This is a genomic window from Clostridium thermosuccinogenes (assembly GCF_002896855.1).
Taxonomy (GTDB): Bacteria; Bacillota; Clostridia; order Acetivibrionales; family DSM-5807; genus Pseudoclostridium; species Pseudoclostridium thermosuccinogenes.
This window is the reverse complement of sequence record NZ_CP021850.1, coordinates 3,124,115-3,150,887: the sequence shown is the minus strand read 5'-3', so window position 1 is coordinate 3,150,887 and position 26,773 is coordinate 3,124,115. Positions and strand designations below refer to the sequence as shown.

Below are 26,773 nucleotides of genomic sequence, written 5' to 3'. Positions count from 1 at the left end.
TCCGTTAATCAGAGCATATCAGTTTACAATTTATATGTTTAACGGAATACCGTTGAAATAGTCATAGAGGTGACTTATACTACCGGTATACCGTTAATAACATGTAAAAAACAAAGGAGGGCCAATAGTGGCAAAAGCGAGATATGATAAAGAGCTGGAAAGAGAGATGGAAAAATTAAATAAGCTTTTGGATGAAGCTTTTAATAAAGGTACTCCCTTTACAGAAGATGAGGCAGTTATGGAGCAGAATCGCATAGTTGATACATTGGTAGTCAAGATACAAAAGGGGAAAGGAAAGCAAAATAAGAATCAGATGGAACGTTGAAGTAAACGACACAATAGCGCTTCTTAAAAAGGCGTTATTTTTCATTTGGAGGTGATTGAATTTGGAAGTAAAAATCAACCGTGAAATCCGAGATTATACCGAAAGCTTGTTTTTTGGACTGTCCATGCGACAGTTCATTTTTTCTGTCCTGGCTGTTGGTGTGGCCATTGGCATATATTTCGGCTTACAGGGATTATTGGGCACGGAGACTGTGAGCTGGATGTGTGTTTTAGGAGCATTCCCCTTTGCAGCTCTGGGATTTATAAAATACCACGGCATGACAGCAGAGCAGTTTTTATGGGCATACATCAAATCTGAGTTTCTCATGCCCAAAAAGCTGACCTTTTACCCTGTGAATGTGTATTACGAGGCGTTGAAACAGACTATTGAGAAGCATGAAAAGGAGGAATTGAGACGTCATGATTAAAACCCTACAAAAAATCATGAAACAGGATAAAGAAAAGTTTATCGTCCCCAAAGGTGTTCAGCAGGCAATTCCCATTCGAACCATATGGCCGGACGGAATTTTCCGGGTGGGCAACAAGTTTTCCAAATCCTTTCGTTTTGAGGATATCAATTATGCAGTAGCCTCCAAAGAGGATAAGGAAGCGATGTTCCTGTGCTATTCGGAGCTGCTCAACTCCTTTGACAGCGGGGCGACTACCAAAATCACCATTAACAACCGCCGCCTGAATAAAGCAGACTTTGAAAGCTCTATTCTAATCCCTCTAAAAGGTGACAGGCTGGACGAATACCGCAGGGAATATAACCAGATGCTTTTGGATAAAGCAACAGGTGCCAATAGCATTGTGCAGGACAAATATGTTACCGTGTCTGTAGTGAAGAAGAATATTGAGGAAGCGCGAAATTACTTTTCCCGTATAGGGACAGACCTCATCACCCATTTCTCCCGCCTTGGCTCAAAGTGTGTGGAACTGGATGCTACCGACCGCCTTAGAATCCTGCATGATTTTTTCCGTTCCGGTGAGGAAACGGATTTCTATTTTAACCTGTCCGATACTATGAAAAAGGGTCACGATTTCAAGGACTATATCAGTCCCGATACTTTTGAGTTTGAGAAAGATCACTTCCGGATGGGAAACAAATACGGCCGTGTCATCTTTCTGCGCGAGTTTGCAAGCTATATAAAGGACAGCATGGTGTCCGAGCTATGTGATTTAAACCGGAATATGATGTTATCACTTGATATTATCCCTATTCCAACCGATGAGGCTGTTCGGGAGGTGGAAAGCCGACTTCTCGGTGTGGAAACTAACATCACCAACTGGCAGAGAAGGCAGAACCAAAGCAATAACTTTTCGGCTGTTGTACCCTATGACATGGAGCAGCAGCGCAAGGAAAGCAAGGAATTTCTCGATGATCTGACCACCCGTGATCAGCGGATGATGTTTGCAGTCCTTACAATGGTGCATATTGCGGACAGCAAAGAGCAGCTTGACAGCGATACGGAAACCTTGTTTACCACAGCAAGGAAGCATCTCTGCCAGTTCTCTACCCTGACATTCCAGCAGATGGATGGTTTAAATACGGTACTGCCTTATGGTTTGCGGAAGATTGATGCAATCCGGACACTAACGACCGAAAGCACGGCGGTGTTTATACCTTTCCGGGCACAGGAAATCTCCCACCATGGCGGAATTTATTACGGTCAGAACGTTATCAGCAAGAACATGATTATTGCCAACAGGAAACACCTGCTCAACGGGAACTCTTTTATTTTAGGCGTTTCTGGCTCCGGTAAGAGTTTTACCGCTAAGAGGGAAATTGTTAACCAGATACTGTCCAGTGATGACGACATTATCCTAATTGATCCGGAAAGGGAGTATTCCTCCCTTGTCAAGGCAATGGGCGGTGAGATTATCCACATTTCTGCTACTTCTCCGAATCACATCAATGCAATGGATATGAACAAGGACTATGGAGATGGGGCAAACCCTGTCATCCTGAAATCAGAATTTGTCCTGTCCCTGTGTGAGCAGCTTATCGGAGGTCATAACCTGGGAGCAAAGCAGAAGTCTCTGATTGACCGCTGTACTGCCAGCGTGTATAGGAAATATCTTCAAAGCAACTATAAAGGAAATCCTCCAACTCTGCAGGATTTTCATGCAGAGCTTTTAAGACAGGAAGAACCGGAAGCTCAGGAAATCGGACTTGCCATCGAGCTATTTACCAGCGGCAGCCTGAACACTTTTGCAAAACCAACCAATGTAGACGTAAACAACCGTCTGATCTGTTACGATATCCTTGATCTTGGTAAGCAACTCCTCCCTATCGGGATGCTGGTAGTGCTGGACAGTATTTTTAATCGCATCACGCAAAACCGTGCGAAAGGTAAAAACACCTTTATTATCATTGATGAAATATACCTGCTTTTCCAGCATGAGTATAGCGCCAATTTCCTGTTTACGCTCTGGAAACGTGTTCGAAAGTACGGCGCTTTTTGTACCGGTATCACACAGAATGTTGATGATCTTCTGCAAAGCCATACCGCTCGTACCATGCTGGCTAATTCCGAATTCATCGTCATGCTTAATCAGGCCAGTACAGACCGCATGGAGCTTGCGAAGCTCCTGAACATTTCAGACCTTCAGCTTTCCTACATCACCAACGTGGATGCCGGTAATGGACTTATCAAGGTGGGTAGCTCTCTTGTTCCCTTTACCGACCAGTTTCCACGCAACACAAAGCTCTACCGCCTGATGACTACTAAACCCGGCGAGCAGGCGTAATTTAAAAGATGATAAATCCAAGGAGGGAAATTTAGTGGAAAATATCCGGTTTGCCAGTAAAGAACATGAAACTTTTTATTACAACATGCTCAAAGCGGCACGCAACAGCGACGTATTTCGTAAGGCGTTTTTCTATACAATTGGGATCAGTGCAGAAACTAGAAATCATATTACCTCTCTTTTTGACTTTGAGGAAAGCCTTATAAAGCCGGAGGGGCTTTCGGCTCCATGGCAGACCGGAAGTACAAAGCGCTTATGCCGGCTTGCATTTAACCTGTGGAATGGCTGGACAGAGGAAGGCAAGGAACAATATTCTGCACCGTATTACTTATTTGACTGCAGCTTTGCTCCATACTTTTTTGAAGCAATCAGACTTCGCTATCCTGAGTACTGCAGGAGTTTGGAGCTTTCTGTATTGAGCCCTGCCGGAAAAGAACGATAATACTTGCAATATAAATCAAATGTTAATCATGGGAGGGGGTGTGTGTATTGAAGGAGATCAAAACAAAACAGACCAAGAAGGATATTAAGGTACTTGATAAGACAACGGATGTAACCAGGAGAGCAAAGAATGCTTATGTTCGCACCAAAGAGCGGTATGAAAAACTTGGGCACAATGATGACAGTAACTATGTTGATTATGCCGATAATATTGTCAGTGACGGTGTAAAAAACATTACCCTTGAAGGTGAACATATAGCGAAAATATACGGCAGGAAAGCAATAGAAAAAATCAAAAAACGCAAAGCGCAGGATAATGATACCGCTTGGTCAGATAACCATAATACAAATAATGTTCACCAGTCGTCACAGGGTGAAGCAAAGGGATTAGTGCAAAAAAATGCTGCCCGAACAAAATCACAACAAACTGCGCAACAAAATTGCTCTCCGGTTAAAGCTAATGACATAGTGAGGCAGAAAAATGCTCAACTTATATCGAACAAAGCTACCACGCAGAATCCTTCTCAAATCAGGGTAAAGAAAACTGTAAGCAAAAAGTTTACTCTATCAAAACCAGGTGAAGCTGGAAAACGCAGGTTTGTTCAAAGCAGAGCGAACCAGCAATTAACTCAGTCCAATTCAATCCTGGTAGCAAGTAGAAGAACTTTCCGGACGCAGGCAAGACAAACTTCCGGGCATATAACTACACACTCCCCTCAACATCCAGTACCCAGACCGACCGGAAACGCTTTGAAACAAAATACATACTTTTTTAGTAAAACTCGCCACACCGTCAAACAATCTGCTAAACCCGGCGTTAAGACAATAAAGGAAAGCTCTAAAGGTACAGTCAAGACTGTAAAAAAATCGGTTAAGACTGCTAAACGTACTGCCAAGACCGCCATTAAAACATCACAGGCAGCAGCTAAAACCACTGTTAAAACTGTACAGGCTACCAGGAGAGCGGTACAAGCGGCAAGAGCAGCAGCGAGAACTGCGGCTTTTACGGCAAAGATGACAGTAAAAGCAATGATAGCTGCCATCAAAGCAATTATTTTAGCTGTGAAAGGAACGATTGCTCTCAATGCAGCAGGTGGATGGGTAGTGCTCGTTATCGTTCTTGTTATTTGTCTTGCAGGGTTTTTGTTAGGATCGGTTTTCGGAGTATTCTTCTCCAATGAAAGCCCAGGTGATAATACGCCGACCATGACAGAGGTAGTACAACAGCTTAATGAGGAATATTATTCAAAAATCGAGCAGATAAAGGCTGAAAACCCTCATGATACGCTTGAGTTGTCCTTCAATAGCGGGAACAGTACTACAGTTAACAACTGGCGAGAAATACTGCCTGTTTATGCGGTCAAGACTGCTGCCGATCCCGATAATGGTATGGATGTCGCCACTCTTGATGATACAAAGGTGGGCATCTTGCGCAGCATCTTCTGGGATATGAACCCAATTAACTATTGGATAGAAACAATTGAGCATGAGGAAATCGTTACTACCAAAGATGAGAACGGCAACGAGATTGAGGAGACTATTACAACTACTGAAACTATCCTGCATATTGATTTAATCTCAAAAACCCATGTTGATATGATTGGCGAATACCTCTTCAATTCTGAACAGATAGAATTGTTAAATGAGCTAATGGAGGATGAATACCAGCAGTTATTTGCGCAGCTTATTGAAGGTTAAGCATATGTAGACTTATACAAGATTCCGGTCTCCAGAGGGAGAACACCAAAAAGGAATATGTAATTCGTAAAACTAAGTTAAATGAAAGGCGGGATAACTCCATGAATTTAAAAGAAACAAGGGATACGGAATATTCAAAGTGTGTGAATTTACTGGCTAAACTAATTGACCTGGATGATAACACAAAAGAAAAAATCTACAAATGTTTTCAGTGCATGGGGATAAAAAACTTTTTTATAAATCTGGAATCAGTTAATTTACCTCTTGAGACTTGTGAGAAGTTGAAAAGTATAAAGTCCGTCATTGAGATGTTTGATGAAGAAGGGGGGCAAGCGTAACATGAAACAGGAAATGCAGCACACTGAAAAATTTTTAAAAGGACTGACAAGCTTAACAGGCCTTCCTTATAAAAAGCTTCAGCAGTACGTGAAAACAAATAACCCCTTTAATATCCTGGAACATCCTCACATCATGGAGCCGAATGAAAAACAGCTTGAAAAGATAGGCCTGCTCAATGAATTCATAGCATCTTACAACATATTAAAAGTCTATGAGAAGGATGACAAGATCATACTCAATTCATCAACCGCATCAGGACAGTACTTTACAGCCCTTTTAGGAAGGATGAAGGATAAAGAAAGGTTTGTGGTTTCTTTTTTAGACAGCGGAAATAACATAATCGAAACCAAAATCATGTCTGAAGGGAGTATTGGACAGGCACCAGTTTATCCACGAGAAATATTAAAATATGCTCTTGCCTGTGATTGTAAGGCTATAATTTTAGCCCATAACCATCCCGGTGGCTCCCAAAATTTCTCTATGGAAGATAAAACATTGACACAGAGAATAGTTGATATATTTCATCCGCTTGAGATTAAGGTCTTGGATCACATTGTCGTTGCTGGTACAAGTTATACTTCTATGGCAGAGAAAGGCTTACTTCCTAATCAGTGTAAAGACGCAGCAAATTATGATGTAATTATATTGGATGGGGCATCTGTGAAAGAAAGGCAGAATAGGTATCAAAATACAAGATAATTATAATAAGGATTTAGAATAATATGCAAAATACATTATCTCAGCAGATGTAACTGCTATAAAAATAATATTAAGCAAAATGAATGTCCATTAGCCTGTCATAAGCAACCTTCTTTGTAAAGGTGTCTTGTGACAGGCTAATTATTTTTGTTTATTTATATATTATGTTTATAATAAGTTTTATTATAAAAAATAGTAAGTTTAAGTTTAAAGGTAAGTTAATAATGATAATTTTTCTAAAAACATACTTGACAGATAGGAAAAGTATAGTATAATAACATCATACCCAACCCGACATGGGGTGGGGGTGGTTGATATATATTTCGAAGTGGGAATTATATAAATCATAACCCGGTCGTTGAATAAAATTATAGTTTGGAGGTATTAGAATGGATTGTGGTGATAAAAAGCAAGTGCTTAATCTTTTAAAAACCTCTAGGGGACAAATGGATGGAATTATTAAGATGTTAGAAGATGACAGATACTGTATTGATATTTCAAAACAAATACTTTCGGTACAGGCGTTACTTAAGAAAGCGAACTTAAAAATAATCGATCAGCATATTAAGCACTGTGTAAAAGAGGCATTTACAGAGGGCCAGAGTGTGGGGGATGAAAAAGTGGATGAAATCATAGAACTTATTGATAAATATGCAAAGTAATTGTAAAGAGGTTTAGTAATGAAAGTGAATACAGTAAATTTCCTTAAAATAAATATAAGGTGGTGCAGCTATGAAAAAAGAAATACTAAGTGTAACAGGAATGACATGTGCATCCTGTGCAAAGGCGGTTGAAAGAAGTGTAGGTAAGGTAGATGGAGTACATTCGGCCAATGTAAATTTTGCATCTGAAAAGTTGAATGTAGAATTTGATGAAAGCAAAACAGACATTCAGAATATAAAAGAAGCGGTAAAAAAGGCTGGTTATAGCGCACAGGAAGATAAAAATGAAAGTAGCCGAGAAATTATTATACCTATATCCGGAATGACATGTGCATCTTGTGCTAATGCAATTGAAAAGTCAATAAGGAAGTTGAATGGGATAAATGAAGTAAGTGTAAACTTTGCGACAGAAAAAGCCAAGGTGGTTTATAATTCTTCAAGTACAAGGATATCTGAGATAAAGGATGCAATCTCGAAAGCAGGTTATAAGGCATTGGAGATTGAGGCTGGTGAACAGATAGACCATGAAAGGGAACGTAGAGAAAAAGAAATGAAATCTCTGTGGACAAAGTTTTTAGTGGCTACAATATTTACTATTCCCCTTTTATATATCGCAATGGGACACCTGTTTGGATTTCCTTTACCAGAAATTATTATGCCCGAAATGAATCCGCTTAATTTTGGTTTGATACAGCTTATATTGACAATTCCTATAGTGATATCAGGGTATCGGTTCTACACAGTAGGTTTTAGCAGGCTCATTAGACGAGAACCTAATATGGATTCATTGATAGCAATGGGCACAAGTGCAGCGTTCCTGTACGGCATTTACGCTATATTTCAAATTGCGCAGGGTAATAACGAATATGCCAAAGATTTATACTTTGAAACTGCAGGTGTTATTATAGCATTGATTCTTTTGGGTAAATATCTTGAGGCTGTTACAAAAGGTAAAACTTCTGAAGCTATCAAAAAGTTAATGGGGCTTGCCCCAAAAACTGCAACTATTATTCAAGATGGAAAAGAAATGATTATACCAATTGAAGAAGTGGAGGTAGGAGATATTATTCTTGTAAAGCCCGGTGAAAAAATCCCGGTAGACGGAGAAGTAGTTGAAGGTAGAACTTCAGTAGATGAATCCATGCTTACAGGAGAAAGCATACCTGTTGAGAAAAATGCAGGTAGTAAAGTGATCGGAGCAAGCATAAACAAAAATGGTACTATAAAGTTTAAAGCCACAAAGGTAGGTAAGGATACGGCTCTTGCTCAAATTATCAAACTTGTGGAAGATGCACAGGGTTCTAAAGCACCGATAGCTAAGTTGGCGGATGTTATATCAGGCTACTTTGTGCCGATAGTAATTGCTATTGCTGTTATATCAGGTGCCGCTTGGTACCTTTCAGGGATGTCGGCTATATTTTCTCTAACTATATTCATCGCAGTTTTGGTTATAGCTTGCCCATGTGCTCTGGGACTGGCAACACCGACAGCCATAATGGTAGGAACCGGAAAAGGTGCCGAGTACGGTGTACTGATAAAAGGGGGAGAAGCTCTAGAGACTACACATAAAATTAAAACTATTGTATTTGACAAAACCGGCACCATTACCGAAGGTAAGCCAAAAGTTACTAATATAGTTACAAGTGGTGTGATTGATGAAACAGAGCTATTGCAGTTATCTGCTTCTGCAGAGAAAGGTTCTGAGCATCCTTTAGGCGAAGCGATTGTCAATGCCGCAAAGGATAAGAATATAGAATTCTTAAATGTAGAAAGCTTTGAAGCGATACCAGGTCACGGGATTGAGGTAGTGATACAAGGGAAAAAGATGTTATTGGGCAACAAAAAGCTTATGGATGACAGACAGATAGAAATAACTCTGCAAAAAGAGTCTGATAAGCTGGCAGAAGAAGGCAAAACGCCCATGTTTATTTCAATTGGTAATAAGCTTGCAGGTATTATAGCTGTAGCCGATGTAATGAAATCAAGCAGCAAGAGGGCAATAGAAGTATTGCACAGCATGGGGATAGAGGTAGCTATGATTACTGGTGACAACAGACGAACTGCAGAAGCCATCGCCAGACAGGTAGGTATTGATAGAGTGCTGGCGGAAGTTCTGCCACAAGACAAAGCCAATGAAGTTAAAAAGCTTCAGTCAGAAGGTAAGAAGGTTGCAATGGTAGGTGATGGCATAAATGATGCTCCTGCTCTAGCACAGGCTGATATAGGGATCGCTATAGGGTCAGGAACAGATGTTGCAATGGAATCTGCGGATATTGTACTCATGAGAAGTGACCTTATGGATGTACCGACTGCTATACAGCTAAGCAAGCGAACTATAAGAAATATCAAACAAAACCTGTTCTGGGCGTTTGCTTATAATACGGCCGGTATACCGGTAGCAGCAGGCTTGCTTTATCTGTTTGGCGGACCGTTATTAAACCCGATTATAGCAGCTGGTGCTATGGCATTCAGTTCAGTATCAGTATTAGCGAATGCTCTAAGGCTTAAAAGATTTAAACCTTTGCATTAATATTAAACAACAAATACAATCTATTTCAGGAAAGGATGATATTCATGACAAAGAAAGTATTCATAGAAGGTATGACATGCAGCCATTGTGCGACGCATGTTGAAGAAGCATTAAAGGAAGTATGCGGTATTAAATCCGCAAAGGTTGACCTTGAAGGAAAGGTTGCAGTTATTGAATTAGCCCACGATGTTGAGGATGAGAAGATTAAAGCAGCAGTAAAAGATGCAGGATATGAAGTCACTAAAATTCAATAAAATACATGGAGTGGGCAGCATATAATTGCTGTCCATTCTTTATAAGTAGTAAACGTTAAGAAAAATCATTATTATGATATATGTTCTTCACAGGAATACCATAATTGTTTGATATTATAAAAATAGCACAAAAGCACAGATATATAGAAATATTGAATGGATCAAAATCAAAGAACAGTGAGGTGTTTATATATGGAATTTTTGTTGCAAAATTGGTGGTATTTACTTTTAGTTGGCGCATTCGCATACATGATGTTTAAGGGCGGTGGTTGCTGTGGCGGCGGACATTCTCACGGTGGACACGGCAACAGCGGACATGACCACTTGGGACATAATGGAGGCAATGGGCAGTATGGCTCTAGTCATATGAGCAATCAAATGAATAACCAAGTAGAAATGGTTCGCGACCCTGTTTGTGGAATGTATGTGAACCCTGAAACTGCTATAAGACAAAAAATAGATGGTAAGACTTATTATTTTTGCAGTGAGAGTTGCAGAAGTAATTTTGTAAGAAAGCATCAAGGGTCTTTATAGGATCAATAACCAAAATTTCTTGTAAGTATATAGAAATTTATAACATACAAATTATTAAATGAATTTTTTAGCAATCCAGCTTTATCTCCATAACTTCTACAAAATGAGTTGCTATAATCAATAATAGAGGAATTTGAATTAAGTTAAGTTAAAGACATAGAAACTAAATCATATTGGTTATTCTTAGAAAGGATGAATTATATGAATTGCCATGGTAATCATGATAACAACAATGGAAACAAGAATGAAAAAGGACATAAAGGACATAAAGGACATTTGTCTCACATGCTCATGATGCTTATATGCTGCGGAGCACCTGTAATTCTGCTTCTGATCATTCCACTGCTGAAAAGCGCCGGATTGGGAACAGGAGCAAACGGATTTTTAACTTTACTTGCTGCACTGGCATGCCCACTCATGATGATGGTAATGATGCCAATGATGATGAAGGGGCATAAAGATAAAGAGGACAAGCAAAATTATACTCCAAATGTTTCAACTGAGCAGACAGAAATCAGACAGATTAAAGAAAAAGCTGAATAATTAGAAGATTGTATATGAAAAGTGAGATGGAGGAAGTAAGAGAAACATTAAATAAAATGATGGACTTTGACTCATTTGACCTTGATGAAACACTATTGATAAGCCAGATGATGGATAAGCTAATAATTGAATATTATAAATCTGATTTAAATAATGTAAGCTAAAAAAAAGAACAAAAGACGTAATGTTTGTGAACTTATTTTTTTCTCTGCATTCTCAGCATTTCCAGCAATAAAAAGAGGACTTCTTCGTAGGGAAGGGAAACTTCTCAAATATAGGGACAACAAAAGGTTGTTCCTTTTCTTTAACTCCAATATGAATTAGTCCTTTTATTTGTGCGTAATAGTGCTGGTCAAATAAGGTTCTGGCTATTAGTTTTCCATTTTCGTACAGTTCTTTGTGAACCCTGACTTTGTAATTGGTTCTTGAATCCTTGTATATGTTTTGCTGATCCCGATAATGGACCAGCCTAATACACCTTTTTCACTTTTGGCCCATTTTTCCAACTTCGGCTAAAACCTCTGCCATTTCAATTAACTCGGCAAGAGCACCGAATGTTATAAGAAAGCCCAAGGTGTAAGCGCTGTCTTTATCAGTCATAATATCAATGATAAACTCTCCGATGGAGGTAATACCGTTACAGAGTGTTCGGGTACTTATAAATGAACCGATTACTACTCCTGCGAGCAGGGAGGGAATCAATTTTTTTGTTTTAAATCTTAGAAAAATTGTTGTTAGTGCTGGAATTAATGATAGCCACTGCATGCAGAAACCTCCTTATAAAACCAATGCGGGGGTACTGTAGCAGGTCCAGTGGTAGCAAAAATTATTGAGGATACTCTTAGTTACCTTCAAATAGAAAAAAGATATACTGACAAGGAGTTAGAATCCACAGGGACAGTAATGCGTTGAGGCTAGAATATAGTACATAAAATTCTCAGGGTCAAAGTTAACAATTTATTCATATCATGTTCATTTCTTAGAGCACTATCTCCACAAGTTCTTCAAATTAAACTGATACCATTACAATGAGGACAATGACAAAGATAATGACGGAAGAGGAGAGATAGAAGTGACTGAAGCTAAAAATAAAGAAAGTAAAATTACGATATTACTAAGCATTTTCTTTATATCTGTTTCCTTGTTTGTTTATCAGGTAGTATTAACCAGACTGTATTCAGCAGTATTATCATACCATTATGTGTTTTTAACAACATCATTTGCTATTTTGGGTCTGGGTATAGGCAGTATTATTGCATACATGATAAGGAAAAAGGGTAGAAAGCCTATTGTAAAATTGGGTAAAAGAAAAGTAGCAGTAAACCAGGAGGACATGAAGGGACAATTAAATAAAGGGTCTATTATTCTTGCAGCCAGTTATATTATAGTTTTTTCTTTAAACTATCTGCTTCCATTTGTAAATAATATGCTTATTTACATTGTGCTTGGTACCATACCGTTCCTTATTGGTGGGTATGTATACTCCATACTCTTTACTGAGTTTTCGGGAATCAGTGGTAAATTATACTTTGCGGATTTAGTTGGTTCCGGTGTAGGAAGTGTAGCTGTCATCTTTCTTTTGAATAATGCAGGTATGTTCAGGACAGTTTTAATTCTTAGTATTATCGCTTTATTACCTGCATTGATTTTGCCTGTGTCTGCAAAGAAAATTAAAGCTATCGGGTATGTTTTGCCGTTGATTCTTGTGGTAGGCCTTATATTACCCGTACAGTATATAAACTCAATTGAAAAGAACTTTAACGGTATACTTAACAATAGCAAAAAGACTTACGGAAAATTAATAAAAGCTGGGCTATCACCAGAAATCGTATTTTCTGAATGGAACGCTTTTTCCCGAACTGACGTAATTAAAATACCTCAAAAACCAGAGGATATGATATTGACTATCGATGGGGCTGCTAATGCTCCAATGTATGAATTTGATGGTGATGTTGAAAGTTTGAAAAAGTTTGAGGCTGATTCGGGATTTCTCCCTTTTACAATTGGCAGGAACGATAAAACACTGTTAATCGGGCCAGGTGGCGGCCGGGACGTATTATATGCTCTTGCAAGGGGAAGCAAGGAAATATCGGCAGTAGAAATCAACACATCAAGTATTGATGCAGTTAAAGCTTTTGGAGAATATAACGGGAATATTTATAACAGACCTGAAGTGAAGGTCTATGGTGAGGATGGAAGAAGCTTTGTCCAAAGATCCCGGGATAAATATGATTTAATTTTTTTATCTCTTGTTATGACAAATACCTCCCAGGGCATGGCTTATGCTCTTTCGGAAAACTATATATATACTGTTGAGGCAATGAAAGATTACCTTAATCACCTAAGTGATAATGGAAAGATTGCCTTTTTGGCTCATGATGAAGATGATCTTAGTAAAATTGTAGCAACAGCCATGCAGGCTCTAAATGAAAAAGGTATACCATTAAAAGATACTCCTGACTACATTGCTCTTTATTCTCAACTTATACAACAGCAACATGGGGGAGTTGCTATGCATGATCCTGTGATTATAATCAAAAACAAACCATTCACTGAGGATGAAAGCAAAGGATTGCTGGAGACAGCAAAGAAAAACAAGATTGCACCTTTATATGCGCCTCTGGTTCAGGAACAGGGACCATTGCAGCAAATAAAGGAAGCAAAAATATCATTGAAGGACTATGTCAATGGTTTTAAATCTAATGTAACTCCTGCAACTGATAACAGGCCATATTTTTATAATTTTGGTAAAGGTGTTCCTGCAACCTTGATACTAATATTGATGGTAGTGGCAATTGGAAGTATTATAATGTTTACTCCTTTTGCTATTAAGAGTGGAAACTTCAAGCCGACTATGTACTTCAGCCTACTTGGTATAGGCTTCATGATGATAGAAACTCCTTTGATACAGAAATTCATATTATATCTGGGTCATCCGACCCTGGCTTTCACATTTGTACTGGCAGCGCTATTGGTTGGAAGCGGTATTGGTGGATATTTGAGTAATAGTAGATTGTTTAACCGGGTTATTGGAGCTTTCTATCTGCCATCTGCTATGGTAGCTGTCATAAGCATTATATTGCTTCTGTTCCTCGGCTTTATATTCGAAGGTACATCGGGTTTAAACCTTACAGGGAGGATTATCGTTGCGTCAATTCTTGTAATGTTGCAGGGATTCTTTATGGGAATGCCTTTCCCAAGAGGACTTAAACTGATAGGTGAAAGCAAAAAAAATGTGATTGTTCCGGTAATGTGGGGTGTAAATGGTGTAACATCGGTAATTGGCTCTGTTTTATCCGTTATTCTATCTATGACAATTGGGTTTACAGGAGCACTAATAGCTGGGGCGGTGATCTATCTGATTGTCAGTTTTTTTAAGAGTTTATAGCTGTAGTATGTACTATAAAAGGGGATTGCTTATGAAAGAAGAGATTGAGAAAGTAAGAGAAGAAATAAATGAAGTTATGTCATCTGATCACATTGATTACGATAGAGCATTGTCGATAAGCCAAAAGATGGATAAGCTTATACTCGAATACTATAGAAAAAGAGTATTGGAATAGCTATTCAACAAGTTAATTAATTTTACGAATAAAGGGAGTGAGACTTTATGAATGGCGATAATGAGTACGCGTATGGATTATGGGGATCAGTTATTTTTAATATTCTCATATTCAGTATTTTTACCTTTACGGCCTTCAAACCTGCGACAAAAAAAGACTGGCGTACTTTAGGTGCATTTGCAGCATTTATGGTAGCTTTGTTTAGTGAAATGTTTGGATTTCCGCTTACAATATATTTTTTAACATCTATTTTGGGAAGCAAATATCCGGTTCTTGATCCGTTTACTCATATGAATGGACATTTGTGGGTTGCCCTTGCAGGAGGTTCAACAGTAGTTTATTCCATATTGCATCCGCTTAGCAATGTTATCATTTTCAGTGGCCTGATTGTGATCGCTCTTGGATGGAAAGGAATACATGCCGGCAATGGTGAGTTGGTGACACATGGAATCTATAGGTATGTAAGACATCCCCAGTACAGCGGTTTTGCACTAATGATTATAGGATTTCTTATACAGTGGCCAACGATAATTACCATAATTATGGCACCAATTCTGCTGACTATGTATGCAAGACTTGCAAAAAAGGAAGAAAAGAAGATGGTGGAACTCTTTGGTGAGAAATATGTAGAGTATCGTAAGCTGGTGCCTGCCTTTATTCCAATACGATTGAGTCATAAGGTCAGACGAGTTTTATGAGCCACAAAAAAAGTAGTGGATATATAAGGGTAATTGCTTAGATCATCCTTTTTAGGCTACCTATAGGGATGTAGAGGGGAGAATACAATGAAAGTTCTGTTTCATATATTTGGCATACCGGTTCATTTCTTTGGTGTAATGATCGCTTTAGGCATACTGGCCGGGATATTTGTTGCCTATCTTGAGGTAAAAAGAAAAAAGCTTGATGTTGGGAAGTTGTTTGATATTGCTTTATACTCGATAATTTCAGCAGTGGTTGGTGCAAGGGTGTTTTATATTCTCTTTTATGATTTATCCTATTATCTCAACAACCCGGCAGAAATAATAAAAATAAATGAAGGAGGACTATCCATACATGGGGGCTTACTGGGAGCCTCTATCTTTGCATTTTTCTATTTCAGGAAGAATAATAAATTAAGCTTTTATAAATATGCTGATGCAATAGCACCAGGCATCATTTTAGGGCAGGGAATTGGAAGAATTGGCTGTGATGTATTCGGAAAAGTCATGTCCATACCACGTCCGTGGGGCATAGAGCGCCAGGATCAGCTGCTGCACCCGGCACAGGTTTATGAATTCCTGCTAAACTATGCTGTGTTTTTCATCTTATGGAGAAAACGTAAATCTATCAAATATGACGGACAGCTTTTTATATGGTATGTAATACTTTTTGCAATTAACAGAAGTATAGTGGAGTTATTTAGGAGCAATCCGTCGGTTGTGGGTTGGTTCTCAATATCTCACCTATTAAGTGTGCTGCTAATAATAGGGGCGGTAATATTTATGATTTTTGCAAAAAAGAAAAGAGTTGACAATCCGAACGAAAGTAATGGGGAAGCAGTTATTCGTACGTTGGATTGGGTAAAAGATGTTTTGATTACTCTCGCATTGATAGCAGTGTCTTTGATAATTTTTTATACAATTCAAGCATAAGAGCTTATTCTTCATAGAATCTTCACACATAGGATATATAATAGGAAGCAGAAGATGTATTTTAAAACATGAAAAGGAGAAGTGAGATAAAGAAAAGGGGACTTCAATGAAAAAGAAAAGTCTATGTCTTATGAATGTTTTTACATCATATGACGTGATTCTGATAGCATTGATTTTAATTATAACAATTGTGTTATACGGGGTATTTACACGTAACCATAAAAAATCTCCAGATGACGTTGTTGTTGTACAGCGGAAAGGGGCAGTACTATTACAACTTACACAAGATGATTTGAATAAAAATGGTATATATGATTTCGAGTTTGATGGAGAGATTGGATATATTGAAGTAAAAGAAAGAAAAGTCAGAATGCTGCCTATGGACAGAACTATTTGCCCCCAAGCCATATGTTCAAATACTGGATGGATTGATGGCTATCCAAAAACAATTGTTTGTATGCCTAATCAAATTATTGTAAGTTTTAAAAGTGATAGTAACAGCCAGGTTGATGTTATCTCATTCTAAATATTGTTTGCAGCTGTACAACTTCATAAGCATCTGCTTTTAAAAGTGTTAGTTATCCTTATCTAACACTTTGATGTTATTATAACGCAATTAGTAATCTGAGCATATCACAATGCAGATAAATATTCAAAAAGGTAAAAAGGAAGGAGAGGAATAGATAATGAAGAGAGACATTCTTGTTGTTGATGATGAGAAAAATATTATAAGCGTAGTGAAATCATACCTTGAAAAAAGCGGCTATACTGTATACACAGCCTTTGACGGAAAGCAGGCTCTTCAAAAGTTTGACGAGATTATACCGTCACTGATAATACTAGACCTTATGCTTCCTGATATACCGGGTGAAGAAGTTTGCACTATTATTAGAAAAAAATCTGCAGTGCCTATTATTATGTTAACAGCAAAAGTAAAAGAAGAAGATATACTTAATGGATTGCACATAGGAGCGGATGATTACGTAACCAAGCCTTTTAGCCCGAGACAGCTTGTGGCAAGAGTTTCGGCATTGTTAAGAAGGTCAACTGAAGATTCTATTCCTCTAGATAACCGCGTTTCTTTTAATAATGATGATTTGGTAGTGGATACTATTAAGTATGAAGTCAAAAAGGATGGAGAATTGGTTAAGCTAACCCCAAATGAATATAAATTGTTAATGACTTTAATCAAGTATTCTAATAAAACTTTAACCAGGGAAGAACTGGTTAAAGATGCATTTAAAGATAGTTATTCCGGGTATAGCAGAGTAGTTGATACACATATTAAGAATTTAAGACACAAAATAGAAACAGATCCTAAGCTACCTGAATACATTCTTACAGTTCACGGTGTAGGTTACAGATTCGGGTTTGAACAGTAATTTTGGATAGGCATCAGCATTTTCATTGTTATATGCCTTTAAAAGGTACTAGTGGTTATACTATGCTATTTAATGACATAGTGTCGCTGTTCGGCCTCTTTGACCGCAATCTGCTCATTCTTTTTGACCGCTAGTTTTGCTCATTAGCCCTGTCCGCAGATGTATACGGACAGGGCATATTAACTACCAGTTCAATTCTTCCTCAACAATAAGCCTTACCACATGATCGTCTATGATTTTTTTCTGTACCTGTGCCCCATGTAAAAGGCAAGCTGTACACGCCCGGTTGATTTTTCGCGGTACTCCATGAGAATATTCATATATCTCGTCTACCGCCATATCCGTAAATATCTCCCGGCTTTCTCCTGCATACTCCAGGTGCTTTCTTATGTATTCACCGGTTCTTTGCCGATCATATGGCATCATATGATATCGGATATCTATTCGCTGGCATATTGCCTCATATATCTGCTTCTTCAGGATGTCCTTCAACTCACTCTGGCCTACCAGGATTAAACTCATTGGGTTATACGAATCCATCCTGAAGTTTAGTAAAAACCGGATTTCCTCCAGCATCTCCCTTGAAAGTAGGTGTGCCTCATCTGTGATGATTATAGGAATACGTCTCTGTATTTCAATCAGGTTGCTGATCTCTCTCGTTAGTTGTCGTTTTGCATCGCTCCTGTAGAATTTCGCTTCACATCCCAGCTGGTTCAATACTTCCCAGTAAAAATTCCTCGGTGTCAACGCCGAATCGCTTATGTACATTACCTTGTACCGGTTGCTGTCCAGCGCCCCAACAAACTTCCTTATGGCTGTGGTCTTTCCTGTACCAACATCTCCCGTTATCACTGCAAACAACCGGTTCCGGGCCGCATACTCAAGCCTGCTGCAGACCTCTTCCAGCTCCGGATTGCTATACAAATGCTTCTCCGGTATATCCCGGGTGAACGGCGTGTGCAGAAAGTTGTAGTACTGCTCAAACATTTCTGTCACCGCCCTTCATGCTCCTGAAGGTTAATGCTCCGGTCTGCCGTTTTTGCCTCTTTTCATTCTCGCTCTCATATATTTTTAATAGCCGTGAATGAGTCGCCGATTTCGTTGCTGGTGTTTTTTCAACCTTTGAGCAGTATTCCCCAACCTTCAGCGGGGTTGCTGTCTTTCGGCGCTCACCATTGTACCATATCTCCAGAAGGCTCATATCAAAAGGATCATACCGCACATCCACTTTTTTGCCTATGTATTCGATTCCGGCTTCATATTCTATCCCTTGCAGCTTGAAACAGCCTGTGTTGTCAACTTTCCTTGTATCTTCCCATAAAAATGCGTCCCGGCATTCTTCAGGAGTTGCAAACCGCACCTTCTTTGGATCACTTGCATACGCCTGCGATGGAGAAACCCCTTTTAAACTGCTATGAGGCTTCCCGTTGTACCCTTCATCCAGCCATACCCGAAATTTGCGGTTAAGTTCCTCCAGGCTTTTTGCTTTCTCCAGCGATATCTCCTGGAAAAACTCTTCAACTGTGGCATTGAACCTCTCAATCTTGCCTTTGCTCTCCGGAGAATACGCCTTTGTGTTCATGTGACGGATTCCCAGCTTTGCACATGCTACTCTGAACCATTTCGAGATAAATACCTTGCCATTGTCAACGTATACTGCCTCCGGCTTGCCGTATTTCAATATTGCCTTGCGAAAACTGTCTTCCAATATCGGAAGCCTCTGATTGTCGTAAAATTCTGCATGACACACCAGCCTCGTCGCATCGTCAATAAATGCCACCATGTATGTCCGTTTCTTACCGCCGTCGGCAGTCGGTATGTACGGACCGTATTTGATATCTGCCTGCCACAATGTGTTCCTTCCGTTTTTGACGAACCGGCGGGCTGTCGTTCCTTCTATACGAACATTTCTGAAGTCTTTTGCACCAAAGCCCATCTTCAAAAGATGCCTGGACAAGGTGCTTCTGGAGACACTTCCTTTTTTGACAATCCCTTCGCCTTCAAGGATCTTTATGATCCTCCTGACACTTCTCTCCGGCAGTTCCTGTTTTATTTCGATTGCCCGATCTAATATTTCCTGAGATATCGCTCTTTGTTGCCCTGTATCTTTTCGTATCTTTGGTAATAGCCCTTCGTAACCATTCTCCCGGTACGCTGCAAGATACCTCCGAAGTGTCCTTTCCGAAATTCCTTCCCTCTCAAGTATCTCCTGCCGTATTCTCCGCTTTTCCGCCTCATCCAGATCCGGCTGCAATAGCGGCGATATGATCTCATGTTTCTTTAATGCTTTTTCCAATACTTCATTGTTTATCATTTCGATCCCTCCTGTGCTTTTTCCTAAAGCCTATCAGAAGGGAACTCCGGACAGCTACGCAAACTATGTGGGAATTTTCTATACAAATACTCCTGCCAGATGATTTGTTAGCCACATATTCGTTTCACCTATGGCAAGATGGCTGCTTTCTATCTGCGGCAGTAACCCAAGCAGCCGCTCAATCATGTGGAATACCTTTGTTTCTATCATCTCCAGCTCATTGACAAACTTGCCATAATACCTGTACAGTATAGCTCTTAATGCTCCTGCAGCTTGCCGCCCCCGTTGCCTGAATTCTTCTACCCACCGCCTTAATGTGGATATGCTGGCGGCAGTCTCAATCTCCTCAAGAGGTATACCGTCCTCCTGGTCCCGAAGGACCAGCTCGCTATCACAAGCCGAGTAATGCTTATACGGCCTGATGAAATCCGGTATGATTGCATGTGTCTTCCCACACTTGCTACAGATTACACGGAATATGTTAATCCATTCAATTTCCTCGCCCATATGCACATGACGTGCATATCTGTCATGAAAGGTTGTTTTCCCGCCGCATTTCGGGCATATCAACTCCAGCCTTTCCAAAAATTTTAAACAATTTCTGCGATACTCCTTAACATTCCGCCCCAGATATGCTATTATCATATTACAAATGTGTTAAAGGGCTTTGAGGGTTAGGTGCTGGAACACTTAACATATATATTCAAAGCTCTTATCATATCCTCCTTTTTTTCTTCCAGGAAGATATTAGCATACGTGCAAACGGTCACGCAACTTGAGCAACTCCGGGACATTTATCCGGGGCAGAAACAACATAGTTTTAAGTGTTGACATAAGTTCTATAAAGGAGGTCGGATGCAAATGAATGAAAAAATATTGGTGGTTGATGATGAGGTCAACCTCCTCAAAGTAGTAAAGGAATATCTTACAATTGAGTCTTATGAGGTCCATACAGCGGAACGGGGTAATAGAGCTATGGAACTGTTTCATGAGATTAGCCCTGACTTTGTGATACTTGATCTTATGCTTCCGGATATATCAGGCGAAGAAATTTGCAGGCTTATAAGAAAGGAATCTGATATTCCGATTTTGATGCTTACCGCAAAGAGCAGTGAGGAAGATAAGATAACCGGTTTATATATCGGTGCCGATGACTACCTGACGAAACCCTTTAGCCCCCGTGAACTTGTCGGCAGAGTGAGAGCTATCCTAAGGCGAACTAAAGGCAATTCGGCGGTATCTGATGTTTTAGAGTTCAATAATGGTGATTTGTTTATTGATATTCCTAAACATATTGTCAAAAAGGCTGGTGAAATAGTAAATTTAACACCCAATGAATTTAAAGTGTTCCTAACACTTGCACAAAATCCTCATAAGGTGTTTACAAGAAGTCAGTTGGTTAACCTGGCTTTTGGATATGATTTTGAAGGCTACGACCGTACTGTGGATACTCATATTAAAAATTTGCGTCAGAAAATTGAAGATGATGCGAAAGAACCACACTATATAGTGACGGTATATGGGGTTGGATACAAGTTTGAAGGTGAATAGCATGACCAGGATAAGCAGACAGTTAGGCAAATACTTTATATTTGTAGCAATGTTGTCTATAGGATTTATAACGTTAGTTACAAATATTAGCATAAACCTTTTCTTCTCCGATTATATCAAAGAAACCAGAAGCAGGGATGATCTGAAGGTTGTTCAGTATGTTGAACAGGTGTATGGTGACAGTAATGGGTTAGCTCCACAGTCACTTATGAGCATAATGCATTATGCCTATAGTGAAGCTGTGACAATACGCTTAAGGGATATTCAAAATAACATTATATGGAGCAGCGGCACACCGGAGACTATGCATGATATGATGAGAGGAAAAGAAGACAATGATAGTAGTCTTTCTTTCCGAAGCTATCCTTTAAATTATAAAGGCAACAAGATCGGAACGATAGATGTAGGAAGACCCAGGAGCATTATATCTTCTGTTGAGGATAAGCAATTTTTGCGAACAATCAACAGTGCTTTTGCAGTAGCTTTTCTTTTCTCGCTAATCATCGCAATCTTATATAGTTCACGTATATCGAAAAAGTTTTTAACGCCTATTTATCTTATAAAAGAAAATGCTAAACTTATTGAGGATGGGAAATATAAAAAGTTATATGAGGTCATAACAAACACCTATGAATTACATGATTTGTCGTTATCAGTGAAAGAGCTTGCAGAAAGATTGAATTACCAAGATGTACTAAGAAAGAGAATGACTTCGGATATAGCCCATGAACTGAGAACTCCTTTGTCTACCCTTCAAAGCCATATTGAGGCTTTTATGGATGGCGTATGGGCACCGGACATAGAAAAGCTTTCTATAGTGTATAGTGAAATAACCAGACTTACGAAATTGATTAAGGAGCTTTCAGACCTATCTATTATCGAAAGTGATGAAATTAAGCTTAATAAAAGTGAAATCAACCTTTCTGAGCTTCTGAGCAATATTGTAGAAAGCTTTGAGCCGCTTTTCATTAGCAAAAACATTCATCTCTATAAAGAGATTCAAGGTGACATTCAATTTTTGGGTGATGAAGACCGTCTAAATCGGGTCTTTATCAATATTTTATCAAATGCGTGTAAGTATACTAATGAAGATGGAGATGTCCGGGTCTCCCTAGAACAATTGAAGGATGTAATCAGGGTCACTGTTGAAGATACAGGAATCGGTATCCCTAAAGAAGACATCAAGCATGTATTTGAGAGGTTTTACAGGAGTGATCTGTCAAGGAGTCGTGGGACAGGAGGAACAGGAATCGGGCTAACTATTACCAGAGCTTTGGTTGAAGCACATGGCGGCAGAGTAAGAATTGAGAGTGAAGTAGGTAAAGGAACAAAAGTTATTATCGAATTTGCAATTAATTAGTTAGTCAGTTTTATTGCGTTTATGCCTAACTGTTCAATATCAACTTTTAAAAAGGCATCCACAATTTTAGAGTCAAATTGTGTTCCCTTCATTCTGACTATTTCATAAATTGCATCGTCATGTGGCAGCCCTTTCCTGTAAGGTCTGTCTGATGTCATAGCATCGTAGGTATCTGCTACTGCGATAATACGGGATTCAATAGGAATTTCATCTCCTTTAATACCCGAGGGATAGCCGCCTCCTGAAAATTTTTCGTGATGATGTAGAATTATTGGTAAAGTTTGTTTTAGAAAATCAATATTCTCCAGGATATTTACTCCAGTCTGAGGATGAGCTTTTATTATTTCAAACTCATAGTCTGTTAATTTGCCTGGTTTCTTTAATATTTCATCGGGTATACCAAGCTTACCTACATCATGGAATAACGCTGCGAGTTCCAGCAATTCAAGTTGGCTGCTTCCCAATCCAAGCATTTTCCCAACTTCCAGCGAGATTTTAGCTACACGTTCAGAATGACCAGCTGTATATGGATCTCTAACATCAATCGCGTTTGCTAATGTTTTTACAGTACTTTTATATGTAGAATTCAGTTTCCGGTAGGATTCTTCAAGCTTAAATTTCTGATCCAGTAGGGACTGATTCTGAGATATCAATGTTTTTGAAGAATTATATATTATTCTCAATAATAATAAATACAGTATTAGAAGTCCTAATGACATGATAATGGCAACAGTTCTATTTAGAACTTTTACATGATGTTGAATTCTGTCATAAGGAATATAAACTTCGAATACACCTGTTACACTTCCGCTAAATTCAATAGGTTCATATATTTTAACAACTTTATTAAAGCTATTGAGTGCGTTCGTGTTTAACTGATTATCAAGCTCAGAGATCTTAATTATACTTTTATTGCAAAGTGCTTCTTTAAGTTCTTTATCAATAGCAAAATTCTGACTGGTAAGGCTGGAATTACTAGAGTACAGGATATTACCATTTTTATCCCAGATTTTTATCATAATAATATCAGTAGCCTCGATAACTTGATTAAATTTTATTTGTAAGGTATCCAATTTCTCTTTTGATAAAGTGCTACTAAAATCATCAGGTGCAAGTTCTTTCTTCAGTAAAGCGTTTAAAGTCAGACGAGTGATCTCTCTAGTATTCTCAAGCTGATCATTCTTTATATGGTTTGATATAAAAAAACTAAGAACTACTCCCGTAATGACAAATGCAATAAGGCTGTAGATTGTAAAATACCTCAGCAAGGAAAGTCTTCTCATATTACCACCTGTCAACATAAAAAATGTTATTCTAATTATAAGCAATAGCTCGATTTTTACCTGACTTTTTAGCCAATAACAGCGCTTTGTCACAGGCATCAAAAACTTCATCGAATTCATTGCCGTCTTCTGGACAGCTTGATACACCTAAGGAAACTGCTATATTAGGATACGGGGAATTATCTAGTTGGTTTATACTTGTTCTTATTTTCTCAGCAATATTGAATGCATTCTTTTTGCTGCAGTCTTTCAGTACAATAATTATTTCTTCACCTCCATATCTATAAACCGCATCTTTAAACCTTATATTAGCTCTTATTGTTTGACTGACTTTTTTTAGGACTATATCTCCTGCTTTATGACCGAATTCATTATTGAAGGTTCTGAAGTTGTCTATATCTATCAATACCAATGAATAATAATTATAGCTTGATATTTCCGGAAGGTCATTATCAAAAGCGCCTCTATTATATAACCCAGTCAGCTTATCCAATTTGAGCTCATGCTTTAATGAGTTGTTTGTATCTTTTAGAAAAATGTATCTTACATAAATTTTATATGATACAAAATAATTCACTAAACCAAATGTTAATCCCATAATAATGCAGTGAACGAGGTTTTTGCTGCCAAGAGGCACCAATAAAATATAAAATGACATTCCGCAAATTAGACCGACAGCAAGCATGCTTATTAGTAAGCTAATCTGCACTTTAAGTTTCATAGTTTTCCTTTCTGCAGCTTAATAAAAGCTACATACATTTATTAATAAGCAATATAATCAAATTTTTTCATCATAAGCAAAAAGTTTATTTTATATAAAATCCGAAAATCTCTGGAGGGGGTAATCCTAGAGGTTTTGGGGAACGGAGACTCCAAATCTATTCTGCTAGCTAATAATGCTTTCAAAGATATTTTTGAAATTTCTGCCCCTGCCTAAAGTGAAATAGTAATTAGCAGTATTTCTAGCCTTTCTTTTTTTAAGTCTATTTACATGCTTGATCTTTACAAAACCTATCAGTATAGCTTCATCCTGGGAAAGTGCTACATTATTTTGTTTTCTGTAATAGTGTTTGTGCATATCAAGACCTCCTCGAAAATTTGGTTACTTTATAAACATATAATAAAGAAAACTTTTGAAGATTTAATGGTGAATAGATGAAGATTTTGTTAAGAAAAAATGAAGAATGAAATACTTAAGTTTAATAAAAAAGAGATTGACAGAAACACTCTTATGGTATAGTATAGTAAACAGATAAGAATAGTATGATTTGCGATGACAGGAAGAGTAAGTTAATGGAGATTTTCAGAGAGAAACTCCCAGAGGCTGAAAGGGGTTTTAGATTTAGATTAACCGAAGTGCATCCTTGAGTACCGGATCGAAACATAGTAGACTCCGGCGGCTACACCCGTTATAGTGTTGAGGTATGTGGGTACCGAAAATTACGAGATGCCGGATTTTGCATCCGGTAAACAGAGTGGAACCGCGGAATTAACTTCTGCCTCTGAATAGGGGTAGGAGTTTTTTTATGCAAAAATAGACAACAACCTTTGATTTGTAAGGATGTTAAGTATGATTGAGGTGACAAATGAATGAATCTTAACTGGCAATTTATAATAGACAGTTTGCCACTTTACCGGGAAGCAGCATGGACAACATTAAAGCTTGGATTTTGGGGTATATTGTTTTCTTTAATCATTGGCTTTGTATGCAGCATAGTTCTGTACTTCAAGGTTAAATTTCTAAAATCAATTGTTCAAGCTTATATAGAGTTATCACGCAATACTCCGCTGCTGATACAACTATTCTTTTTATACTTTGGGCTTACCAAAATGGGAATAGCCCTAAGCGAGAATGCTTGTGCCATTATTGGTTTGTCTTTCTTAGGAGGAAGCTATATGGCTGAAACCTTCCGAAGCGGTCTGGAGGCTGTAGGCAGGTCACAAATTGAGTCCGGCCTTAGCATAGGGCTTTCCAGGGCCCAGCTAGTGAGATATGTGGTCCTTCCTCAGGCATTTTCAGTTAGTATGCCTTCATTAGGTGCAAATTGTATTTTCCTGCTTAAAGAAACCTCCATAGTGGGGGCAATTGCAGTGGTTGACCTTATGAATGTAACAAAGGATTTAATAGGCATGTACTATCAAACCTTTGAAGCCCTGTTTATGTTGGTGGCTGTATATCTAGTCATGATTTTGCCTTTATCAATACTTCTGACATGGCTTGAAAGGAAGGTGCGGTATGCAGAGTTTGGGAATTAGCGTTCTATTTAAAGGAATGAACATGCAGCGCCTGTTTGAAGGCCTGATGGTGACAGCAAGAATTGCTTTCATCTCAATTATGATTGGTTCGTTGCTGGGAATAGTTCTGGGAGTAATATGGACATCAAAGTCAAAATGGATACGTTCGATTTGCCGCATATACCTTGAAATGTTTAGAATAATACCGATTCTTGTTTGGTTGTTTATTATATATTTTGGGGTTACCACAGCTTTAAGCATAGATTTAAGCGGCGAGACTGTTTCTATTATTGTATTCACCCTTTGGGGCGCTGCCGAGATGGGGGATATCGTAAGAGGTGCGCTGGAATCCATGCCAAAACATCAGGTTGAGTCTGGAAAGGCTATAGGGCTTGGCTTCTGGGGACTTTACCGGTATATTCTAATACCACAGGCAGTAAGAAGAATGCTGCCGGGTGCTATAAATTTAGCTACAAGAATGGTAAAGACTACCTCATTAGTAGTTTTAATTGGAGTTATAGATGTTATAAAGGTAGGACAGCAGATAATAGAGCTTTCTCGCATAGAAGTACCTACAGCATCTTTTTGGGTGTATGGTTTTGTATTTATATTGTACTTCGTAATCTGTTATCCTCTTTCAAGGCTATCCAGGATGCTGGAAAATAAATGGAATAGTTAG

General features: G+C 38.6%; 30 protein-coding genes and 1 other annotated feature. Of the genes, 23 read left to right on the top strand and 7 right to left on the bottom strand.

Features of this window, described 5'->3' with window-relative positions:
* Window positions 1-127: 127 nt before the first annotated feature.
* From CDO33_RS13915 to CDO33_RS13855, 13 genes are all read left to right on the top strand, one after another.
* Complete coding sequence (locus CDO33_RS13915) at window positions 128-325, top strand: hypothetical protein (protein ID WP_103080960.1); 198 nt, start codon at window positions 128-130, stop codon at window positions 323-325.
* Between the two features lie 61 nt (window positions 326-386).
* A complete protein-coding gene (locus CDO33_RS13910) occupies window positions 387-752 on the top strand; it encodes a PrgI family protein (RefSeq protein WP_024832161.1) in 366 nt (121 codons plus the stop codon).
* The gene (locus tag CDO33_RS13905; protein WP_103080961.1) at window positions 745-3,075 is read left to right on the top strand and encodes a VirB4-like conjugal transfer ATPase, CD1110 family; all 2,331 of its coding nucleotides are present in this window, start codon (window positions 745-747) and stop codon (window positions 3,073-3,075) included. The genes CDO33_RS13910 and CDO33_RS13905 overlap by 8 nt, the downstream gene beginning before the upstream one ends.
* Before the next feature lie 34 nt (window positions 3,076-3,109).
* Window positions 3,110-3,517, top strand: a complete 408-nt coding sequence (locus CDO33_RS13900; RefSeq protein WP_103080962.1) for a DUF6075 family protein — start codon at window positions 3,110-3,112, stop codon at window positions 3,515-3,517.
* A gap of 47 nt (window positions 3,518-3,564) precedes the next feature.
* Entirely contained in the window at window positions 3,565-5,214 is a 1,650-nt protein-coding gene (locus tag CDO33_RS13895; protein ID WP_103080963.1) for a hypothetical protein, read from the top strand.
* Between the two features lie 101 nt (window positions 5,215-5,315).
* A complete protein-coding gene (locus CDO33_RS13890; protein ID WP_103080964.1) occupies window positions 5,316-5,552 on the top strand; it encodes a hypothetical protein in 237 nt (78 codons plus the stop codon).
* Between the two features lies 1 nt (window position 5,553).
* Window positions 5,554-6,252 (top strand): JAB domain-containing protein, encoded by a 699-nt coding sequence (locus CDO33_RS13885; RefSeq protein WP_103080965.1) that lies wholly within the window; start codon window positions 5,554-5,556, stop codon window positions 6,250-6,252.
* Window positions 6,253-6,641: 389 nt separating this feature from the next.
* Window positions 6,642-6,914, top strand: a complete 273-nt coding sequence (locus tag CDO33_RS13880) for a metal-sensing transcriptional repressor (protein WP_103080966.1) — start codon at window positions 6,642-6,644, stop codon at window positions 6,912-6,914.
* Between the two features lie 70 nt (window positions 6,915-6,984).
* On the top strand, window positions 6,985-9,444 hold the full coding sequence (locus CDO33_RS13875) for a heavy metal translocating P-type ATPase (RefSeq protein ID WP_103080967.1): 2,460 nt from the start codon (window positions 6,985-6,987) through the stop codon (window positions 9,442-9,444).
* A gap of 44 nt (window positions 9,445-9,488) precedes the next feature.
* Window positions 9,489-9,698, top strand: a complete 210-nt coding sequence (locus CDO33_RS13870) for a heavy-metal-associated domain-containing protein (protein ID WP_103080968.1) — start codon at window positions 9,489-9,491, stop codon at window positions 9,696-9,698.
* Window positions 9,699-9,890: 192 nt separating this feature from the next.
* Complete coding sequence (locus CDO33_RS13865; protein ID WP_103080969.1) at window positions 9,891-10,232, top strand: YHS domain-containing protein; 342 nt, start codon at window positions 9,891-9,893, stop codon at window positions 10,230-10,232.
* A gap of 201 nt (window positions 10,233-10,433) precedes the next feature.
* The gene (locus CDO33_RS13860) at window positions 10,434-10,775 is read left to right on the top strand and encodes a DUF2933 domain-containing protein (RefSeq protein WP_103080970.1); all 342 of its coding nucleotides are present in this window, start codon (window positions 10,434-10,436) and stop codon (window positions 10,773-10,775) included.
* 14 nt (window positions 10,776-10,789) lie between these two features.
* Complete coding sequence (locus CDO33_RS13855) at window positions 10,790-10,939, top strand: aspartyl-phosphate phosphatase Spo0E family protein (protein ID WP_103080971.1); 150 nt, start codon at window positions 10,790-10,792, stop codon at window positions 10,937-10,939.
* Window positions 10,940-11,258: 319 nt separating this feature from the next.
* Here the strand turns inward: CDO33_RS13855 and CDO33_RS13850 are convergent, their stop codons facing one another.
* Window positions 11,259-11,540 (bottom strand): hypothetical protein, encoded by a 282-nt coding sequence (locus CDO33_RS13850; protein ID WP_103080972.1) that lies wholly within the window; start codon window positions 11,538-11,540, stop codon window positions 11,259-11,261.
* Between the two features lie 307 nt (window positions 11,541-11,847).
* Here CDO33_RS13850 and CDO33_RS13845 point away from each other — a divergent pair, with 307 nt between their 5' ends.
* The 6 genes from CDO33_RS13845 to CDO33_RS13820 all read left to right on the top strand — a co-directional run bounded on the left by CDO33_RS13845 (window position 11,848) and on the right by CDO33_RS13820 (window position 17,351).
* Window positions 11,848-14,163, top strand: a complete 2,316-nt coding sequence (locus CDO33_RS13845; RefSeq protein WP_192875003.1) for a spermidine synthase family protein — start codon at window positions 11,848-11,850, stop codon at window positions 14,161-14,163.
* A 31-nt stretch (window positions 14,164-14,194) separates the two neighbouring features.
* Entirely contained in the window at window positions 14,195-14,338 is a 144-nt protein-coding gene (locus tag CDO33_RS13840) for an aspartyl-phosphate phosphatase Spo0E family protein (protein ID WP_161496466.1), read from the top strand.
* Window positions 14,339-14,385: 47 nt separating this feature from the next.
* Window positions 14,386-15,036 carry a methyltransferase family protein gene (locus CDO33_RS13835; RefSeq protein WP_103080974.1) on the top strand — a complete coding sequence of 217 codons (651 nt, stop codon included), beginning with the start codon at window positions 14,386-14,388 and terminating at the stop codon, window positions 15,034-15,036.
* Window positions 15,037-15,123: 87 nt separating this feature from the next.
* Entirely contained in the window at window positions 15,124-15,969 is an 846-nt protein-coding gene (gene lgt, locus CDO33_RS13830) for a prolipoprotein diacylglyceryl transferase (protein ID WP_103080975.1), read from the top strand.
* Window positions 15,970-16,075: 106 nt separating this feature from the next.
* On the top strand, window positions 16,076-16,495 hold the full coding sequence (locus CDO33_RS13825) for a NusG domain II-containing protein (RefSeq protein WP_103080976.1): 420 nt from the start codon (window positions 16,076-16,078) through the stop codon (window positions 16,493-16,495).
* A 160-nt stretch (window positions 16,496-16,655) separates the two neighbouring features.
* Complete coding sequence (locus CDO33_RS13820; RefSeq protein ID WP_103080977.1) at window positions 16,656-17,351, top strand: response regulator transcription factor; 696 nt, start codon at window positions 16,656-16,658, stop codon at window positions 17,349-17,351.
* Window positions 17,352-17,534: 183 nt separating this feature from the next.
* On the opposite strand, the gene CDO33_RS13815 is transcribed toward CDO33_RS13820, so the two are convergent.
* From CDO33_RS13815 to CDO33_RS13805, 3 genes are all read right to left on the bottom strand, one after another.
* Window positions 17,535-18,338 carry an ExeA family protein gene (locus CDO33_RS13815; protein ID WP_103083289.1) on the bottom strand — a complete coding sequence of 268 codons (804 nt, stop codon included), beginning with the start codon at window positions 18,336-18,338 and terminating at the stop codon, window positions 17,535-17,537.
* On the bottom strand, window positions 18,331-19,665 hold the full coding sequence (locus CDO33_RS13810; protein WP_103083290.1) for a DDE-type integrase/transposase/recombinase: 1,335 nt from the start codon (window positions 19,663-19,665) through the stop codon (window positions 18,331-18,333). Before CDO33_RS13810 ends, CDO33_RS13815 begins: the two co-directional genes overlap by 8 nt.
* Window positions 19,666-19,743: 78 nt before the next feature.
* On the bottom strand, window positions 19,744-20,310 hold the full coding sequence (locus CDO33_RS13805) for a DUF6431 domain-containing protein (RefSeq protein WP_103083291.1): 567 nt from the start codon (window positions 20,308-20,310) through the stop codon (window positions 19,744-19,746).
* Between the two features lie 210 nt (window positions 20,311-20,520).
* Here CDO33_RS13805 and CDO33_RS13800 point away from each other — a divergent pair, with 210 nt between their 5' ends.
* Together CDO33_RS13800 and CDO33_RS13795 are read left to right on the top strand one after the other, a co-directional pair.
* Window positions 20,521-21,216, top strand: coding sequence for a response regulator transcription factor (locus tag CDO33_RS13800; RefSeq protein WP_242973949.1), 696 nt, complete (start codon window positions 20,521-20,523; stop codon window positions 21,214-21,216).
* Entirely contained in the window at window positions 21,185-22,576 is a 1,392-nt protein-coding gene (locus CDO33_RS13795) for a sensor histidine kinase (protein WP_103082711.1), read from the top strand. The genes CDO33_RS13800 and CDO33_RS13795 overlap by 32 nt, the downstream gene beginning before the upstream one ends.
* On the opposite strand, the gene CDO33_RS13790 is transcribed toward CDO33_RS13795, so the two are convergent.
* The 3 genes from CDO33_RS13790 to CDO33_RS13780 all read right to left on the bottom strand — a co-directional run bounded on the left by CDO33_RS13790 (window position 22,573) and on the right by CDO33_RS13780 (window position 24,937).
* Window positions 22,573-23,970 carry an HD-GYP domain-containing protein gene (locus CDO33_RS13790; RefSeq protein WP_161496713.1) on the bottom strand — a complete coding sequence of 466 codons (1,398 nt, stop codon included), beginning with the start codon at window positions 23,968-23,970 and terminating at the stop codon, window positions 22,573-22,575. The genes CDO33_RS13795 and CDO33_RS13790 overlap by 4 nt on opposite strands.
* Window positions 23,891-24,580 carry a GGDEF domain-containing protein gene (locus tag CDO33_RS13785; RefSeq protein ID WP_242973948.1) on the bottom strand — a complete coding sequence of 230 codons (690 nt, stop codon included), beginning with the start codon at window positions 24,578-24,580 and terminating at the stop codon, window positions 23,891-23,893. Before CDO33_RS13785 ends, CDO33_RS13790 begins: the two co-directional genes overlap by 80 nt.
* Window positions 24,581-24,745: 165 nt before the next feature.
* Window positions 24,746-24,937, bottom strand: coding sequence for a hypothetical protein (locus tag CDO33_RS13780; RefSeq protein WP_103082709.1), 192 nt, complete (start codon window positions 24,935-24,937; stop codon window positions 24,746-24,748).
* A 186-nt stretch (window positions 24,938-25,123) separates the two neighbouring features.
* Window positions 25,124-25,366 (top strand) — a binding site (T-box leader).
* An 83-nt stretch (window positions 25,367-25,449) separates the two neighbouring features.
* Between CDO33_RS13780 and CDO33_RS13775 the strand changes: the two genes are divergently transcribed.
* Together CDO33_RS13775 and CDO33_RS13770 are read left to right on the top strand one after the other, a co-directional pair.
* Window positions 25,450-26,115 (top strand): amino acid ABC transporter permease, encoded by a 666-nt coding sequence (locus CDO33_RS13775; protein ID WP_103082708.1) that lies wholly within the window; start codon window positions 25,450-25,452, stop codon window positions 26,113-26,115.
* Window positions 26,096-26,773 (top strand): amino acid ABC transporter permease, encoded by a 678-nt coding sequence (locus tag CDO33_RS13770; protein ID WP_103082707.1) that lies wholly within the window; start codon window positions 26,096-26,098, stop codon window positions 26,771-26,773. The genes CDO33_RS13775 and CDO33_RS13770 overlap by 20 nt, the downstream gene beginning before the upstream one ends.

Bases quoted from the DNA above. Each gene is read 5' to 3' on its own strand.
- CDO33_RS13905 (WP_103080961.1), top strand. From the start codon at position 745: ATGATTAAAACCCTACAAAAAATCATGAAACAGGATAAAGAAAAGTTT.
- CDO33_RS13890 (WP_103080964.1), top strand. From the start codon at position 5,316: ATGAATTTAAAAGAAACAAGGGATACGGAATATTCAAAGTGTGTGAAT.
- CDO33_RS13885 (WP_103080965.1), top strand. From the start codon at position 5,554: ATGAAACAGGAAATGCAGCACACTGAAAAATTTTTAAAAGGACTGACA.
- CDO33_RS13880 (WP_103080966.1), top strand. From the start codon at position 6,642: ATGGATTGTGGTGATAAAAAGCAAGTGCTTAATCTTTTAAAAACCTCT.
- CDO33_RS13875 (WP_103080967.1), top strand. From the start codon at position 6,985: ATGAAAAAAGAAATACTAAGTGTAACAGGAATGACATGTGCATCCTGT.
- CDO33_RS13870 (WP_103080968.1), top strand. From the start codon at position 9,489: ATGACAAAGAAAGTATTCATAGAAGGTATGACATGCAGCCATTGTGCG.
- CDO33_RS13865 (WP_103080969.1), top strand. From the start codon at position 9,891: ATGGAATTTTTGTTGCAAAATTGGTGGTATTTACTTTTAGTTGGCGCA.
- CDO33_RS13860 (WP_103080970.1), top strand. From the start codon at position 10,434: ATGAATTGCCATGGTAATCATGATAACAACAATGGAAACAAGAATGAA.
- CDO33_RS13855 (WP_103080971.1), top strand. From the start codon at position 10,790: ATGAAAAGTGAGATGGAGGAAGTAAGAGAAACATTAAATAAAATGATG.
- CDO33_RS13850 (WP_103080972.1), bottom strand. From the start codon at position 11,540: ATGCAGTGGCTATCATTAATTCCAGCACTAACAACAATTTTTCTAAGA.
- CDO33_RS13840 (WP_161496466.1), top strand. From the start codon at position 14,195: ATGAAAGAAGAGATTGAGAAAGTAAGAGAAGAAATAAATGAAGTTATG.
- CDO33_RS13835 (WP_103080974.1), top strand. From the start codon at position 14,386: ATGAATGGCGATAATGAGTACGCGTATGGATTATGGGGATCAGTTATT.
- lgt (WP_103080975.1), top strand. From the start codon at position 15,124: ATGAAAGTTCTGTTTCATATATTTGGCATACCGGTTCATTTCTTTGGT.
- CDO33_RS13825 (WP_103080976.1), top strand. From the start codon at position 16,076: ATGAAAAAGAAAAGTCTATGTCTTATGAATGTTTTTACATCATATGAC.
- CDO33_RS13820 (WP_103080977.1), top strand. From the start codon at position 16,656: ATGAAGAGAGACATTCTTGTTGTTGATGATGAGAAAAATATTATAAGC.
- CDO33_RS13815 (WP_103083289.1), bottom strand. From the start codon at position 18,338: ATGTTTGAGCAGTACTACAACTTTCTGCACACGCCGTTCACCCGGGAT.
- CDO33_RS13810 (WP_103083290.1), bottom strand. From the start codon at position 19,665: ATGATAAACAATGAAGTATTGGAAAAAGCATTAAAGAAACATGAGATC.
- CDO33_RS13805 (WP_103083291.1), bottom strand. From the start codon at position 20,310: ATGATAATAGCATATCTGGGGCGGAATGTTAAGGAGTATCGCAGAAAT.
- CDO33_RS13800 (WP_242973949.1), top strand. From the start codon at position 20,521: ATGCAAATGAATGAAAAAATATTGGTGGTTGATGATGAGGTCAACCTC.
- CDO33_RS13795 (WP_103082711.1), top strand. From the start codon at position 21,185: ATGGGGTTGGATACAAGTTTGAAGGTGAATAGCATGACCAGGATAAGC.
- CDO33_RS13790 (WP_161496713.1), bottom strand. From the start codon at position 23,970: ATGAAGTTTTTGATGCCTGTGACAAAGCGCTGTTATTGGCTAAAAAGT.
- CDO33_RS13785 (WP_242973948.1), bottom strand. From the start codon at position 24,580: ATGAAACTTAAAGTGCAGATTAGCTTACTAATAAGCATGCTTGCTGTC.
- CDO33_RS13780 (WP_103082709.1), bottom strand. From the start codon at position 24,937: ATGCACAAACACTATTACAGAAAACAAAATAATGTAGCACTTTCCCAG.
- CDO33_RS13775 (WP_103082708.1), top strand. From the start codon at position 25,450: ATGAATCTTAACTGGCAATTTATAATAGACAGTTTGCCACTTTACCGG.
- CDO33_RS13770 (WP_103082707.1), top strand. From the start codon at position 26,096: ATGCAGAGTTTGGGAATTAGCGTTCTATTTAAAGGAATGAACATGCAG.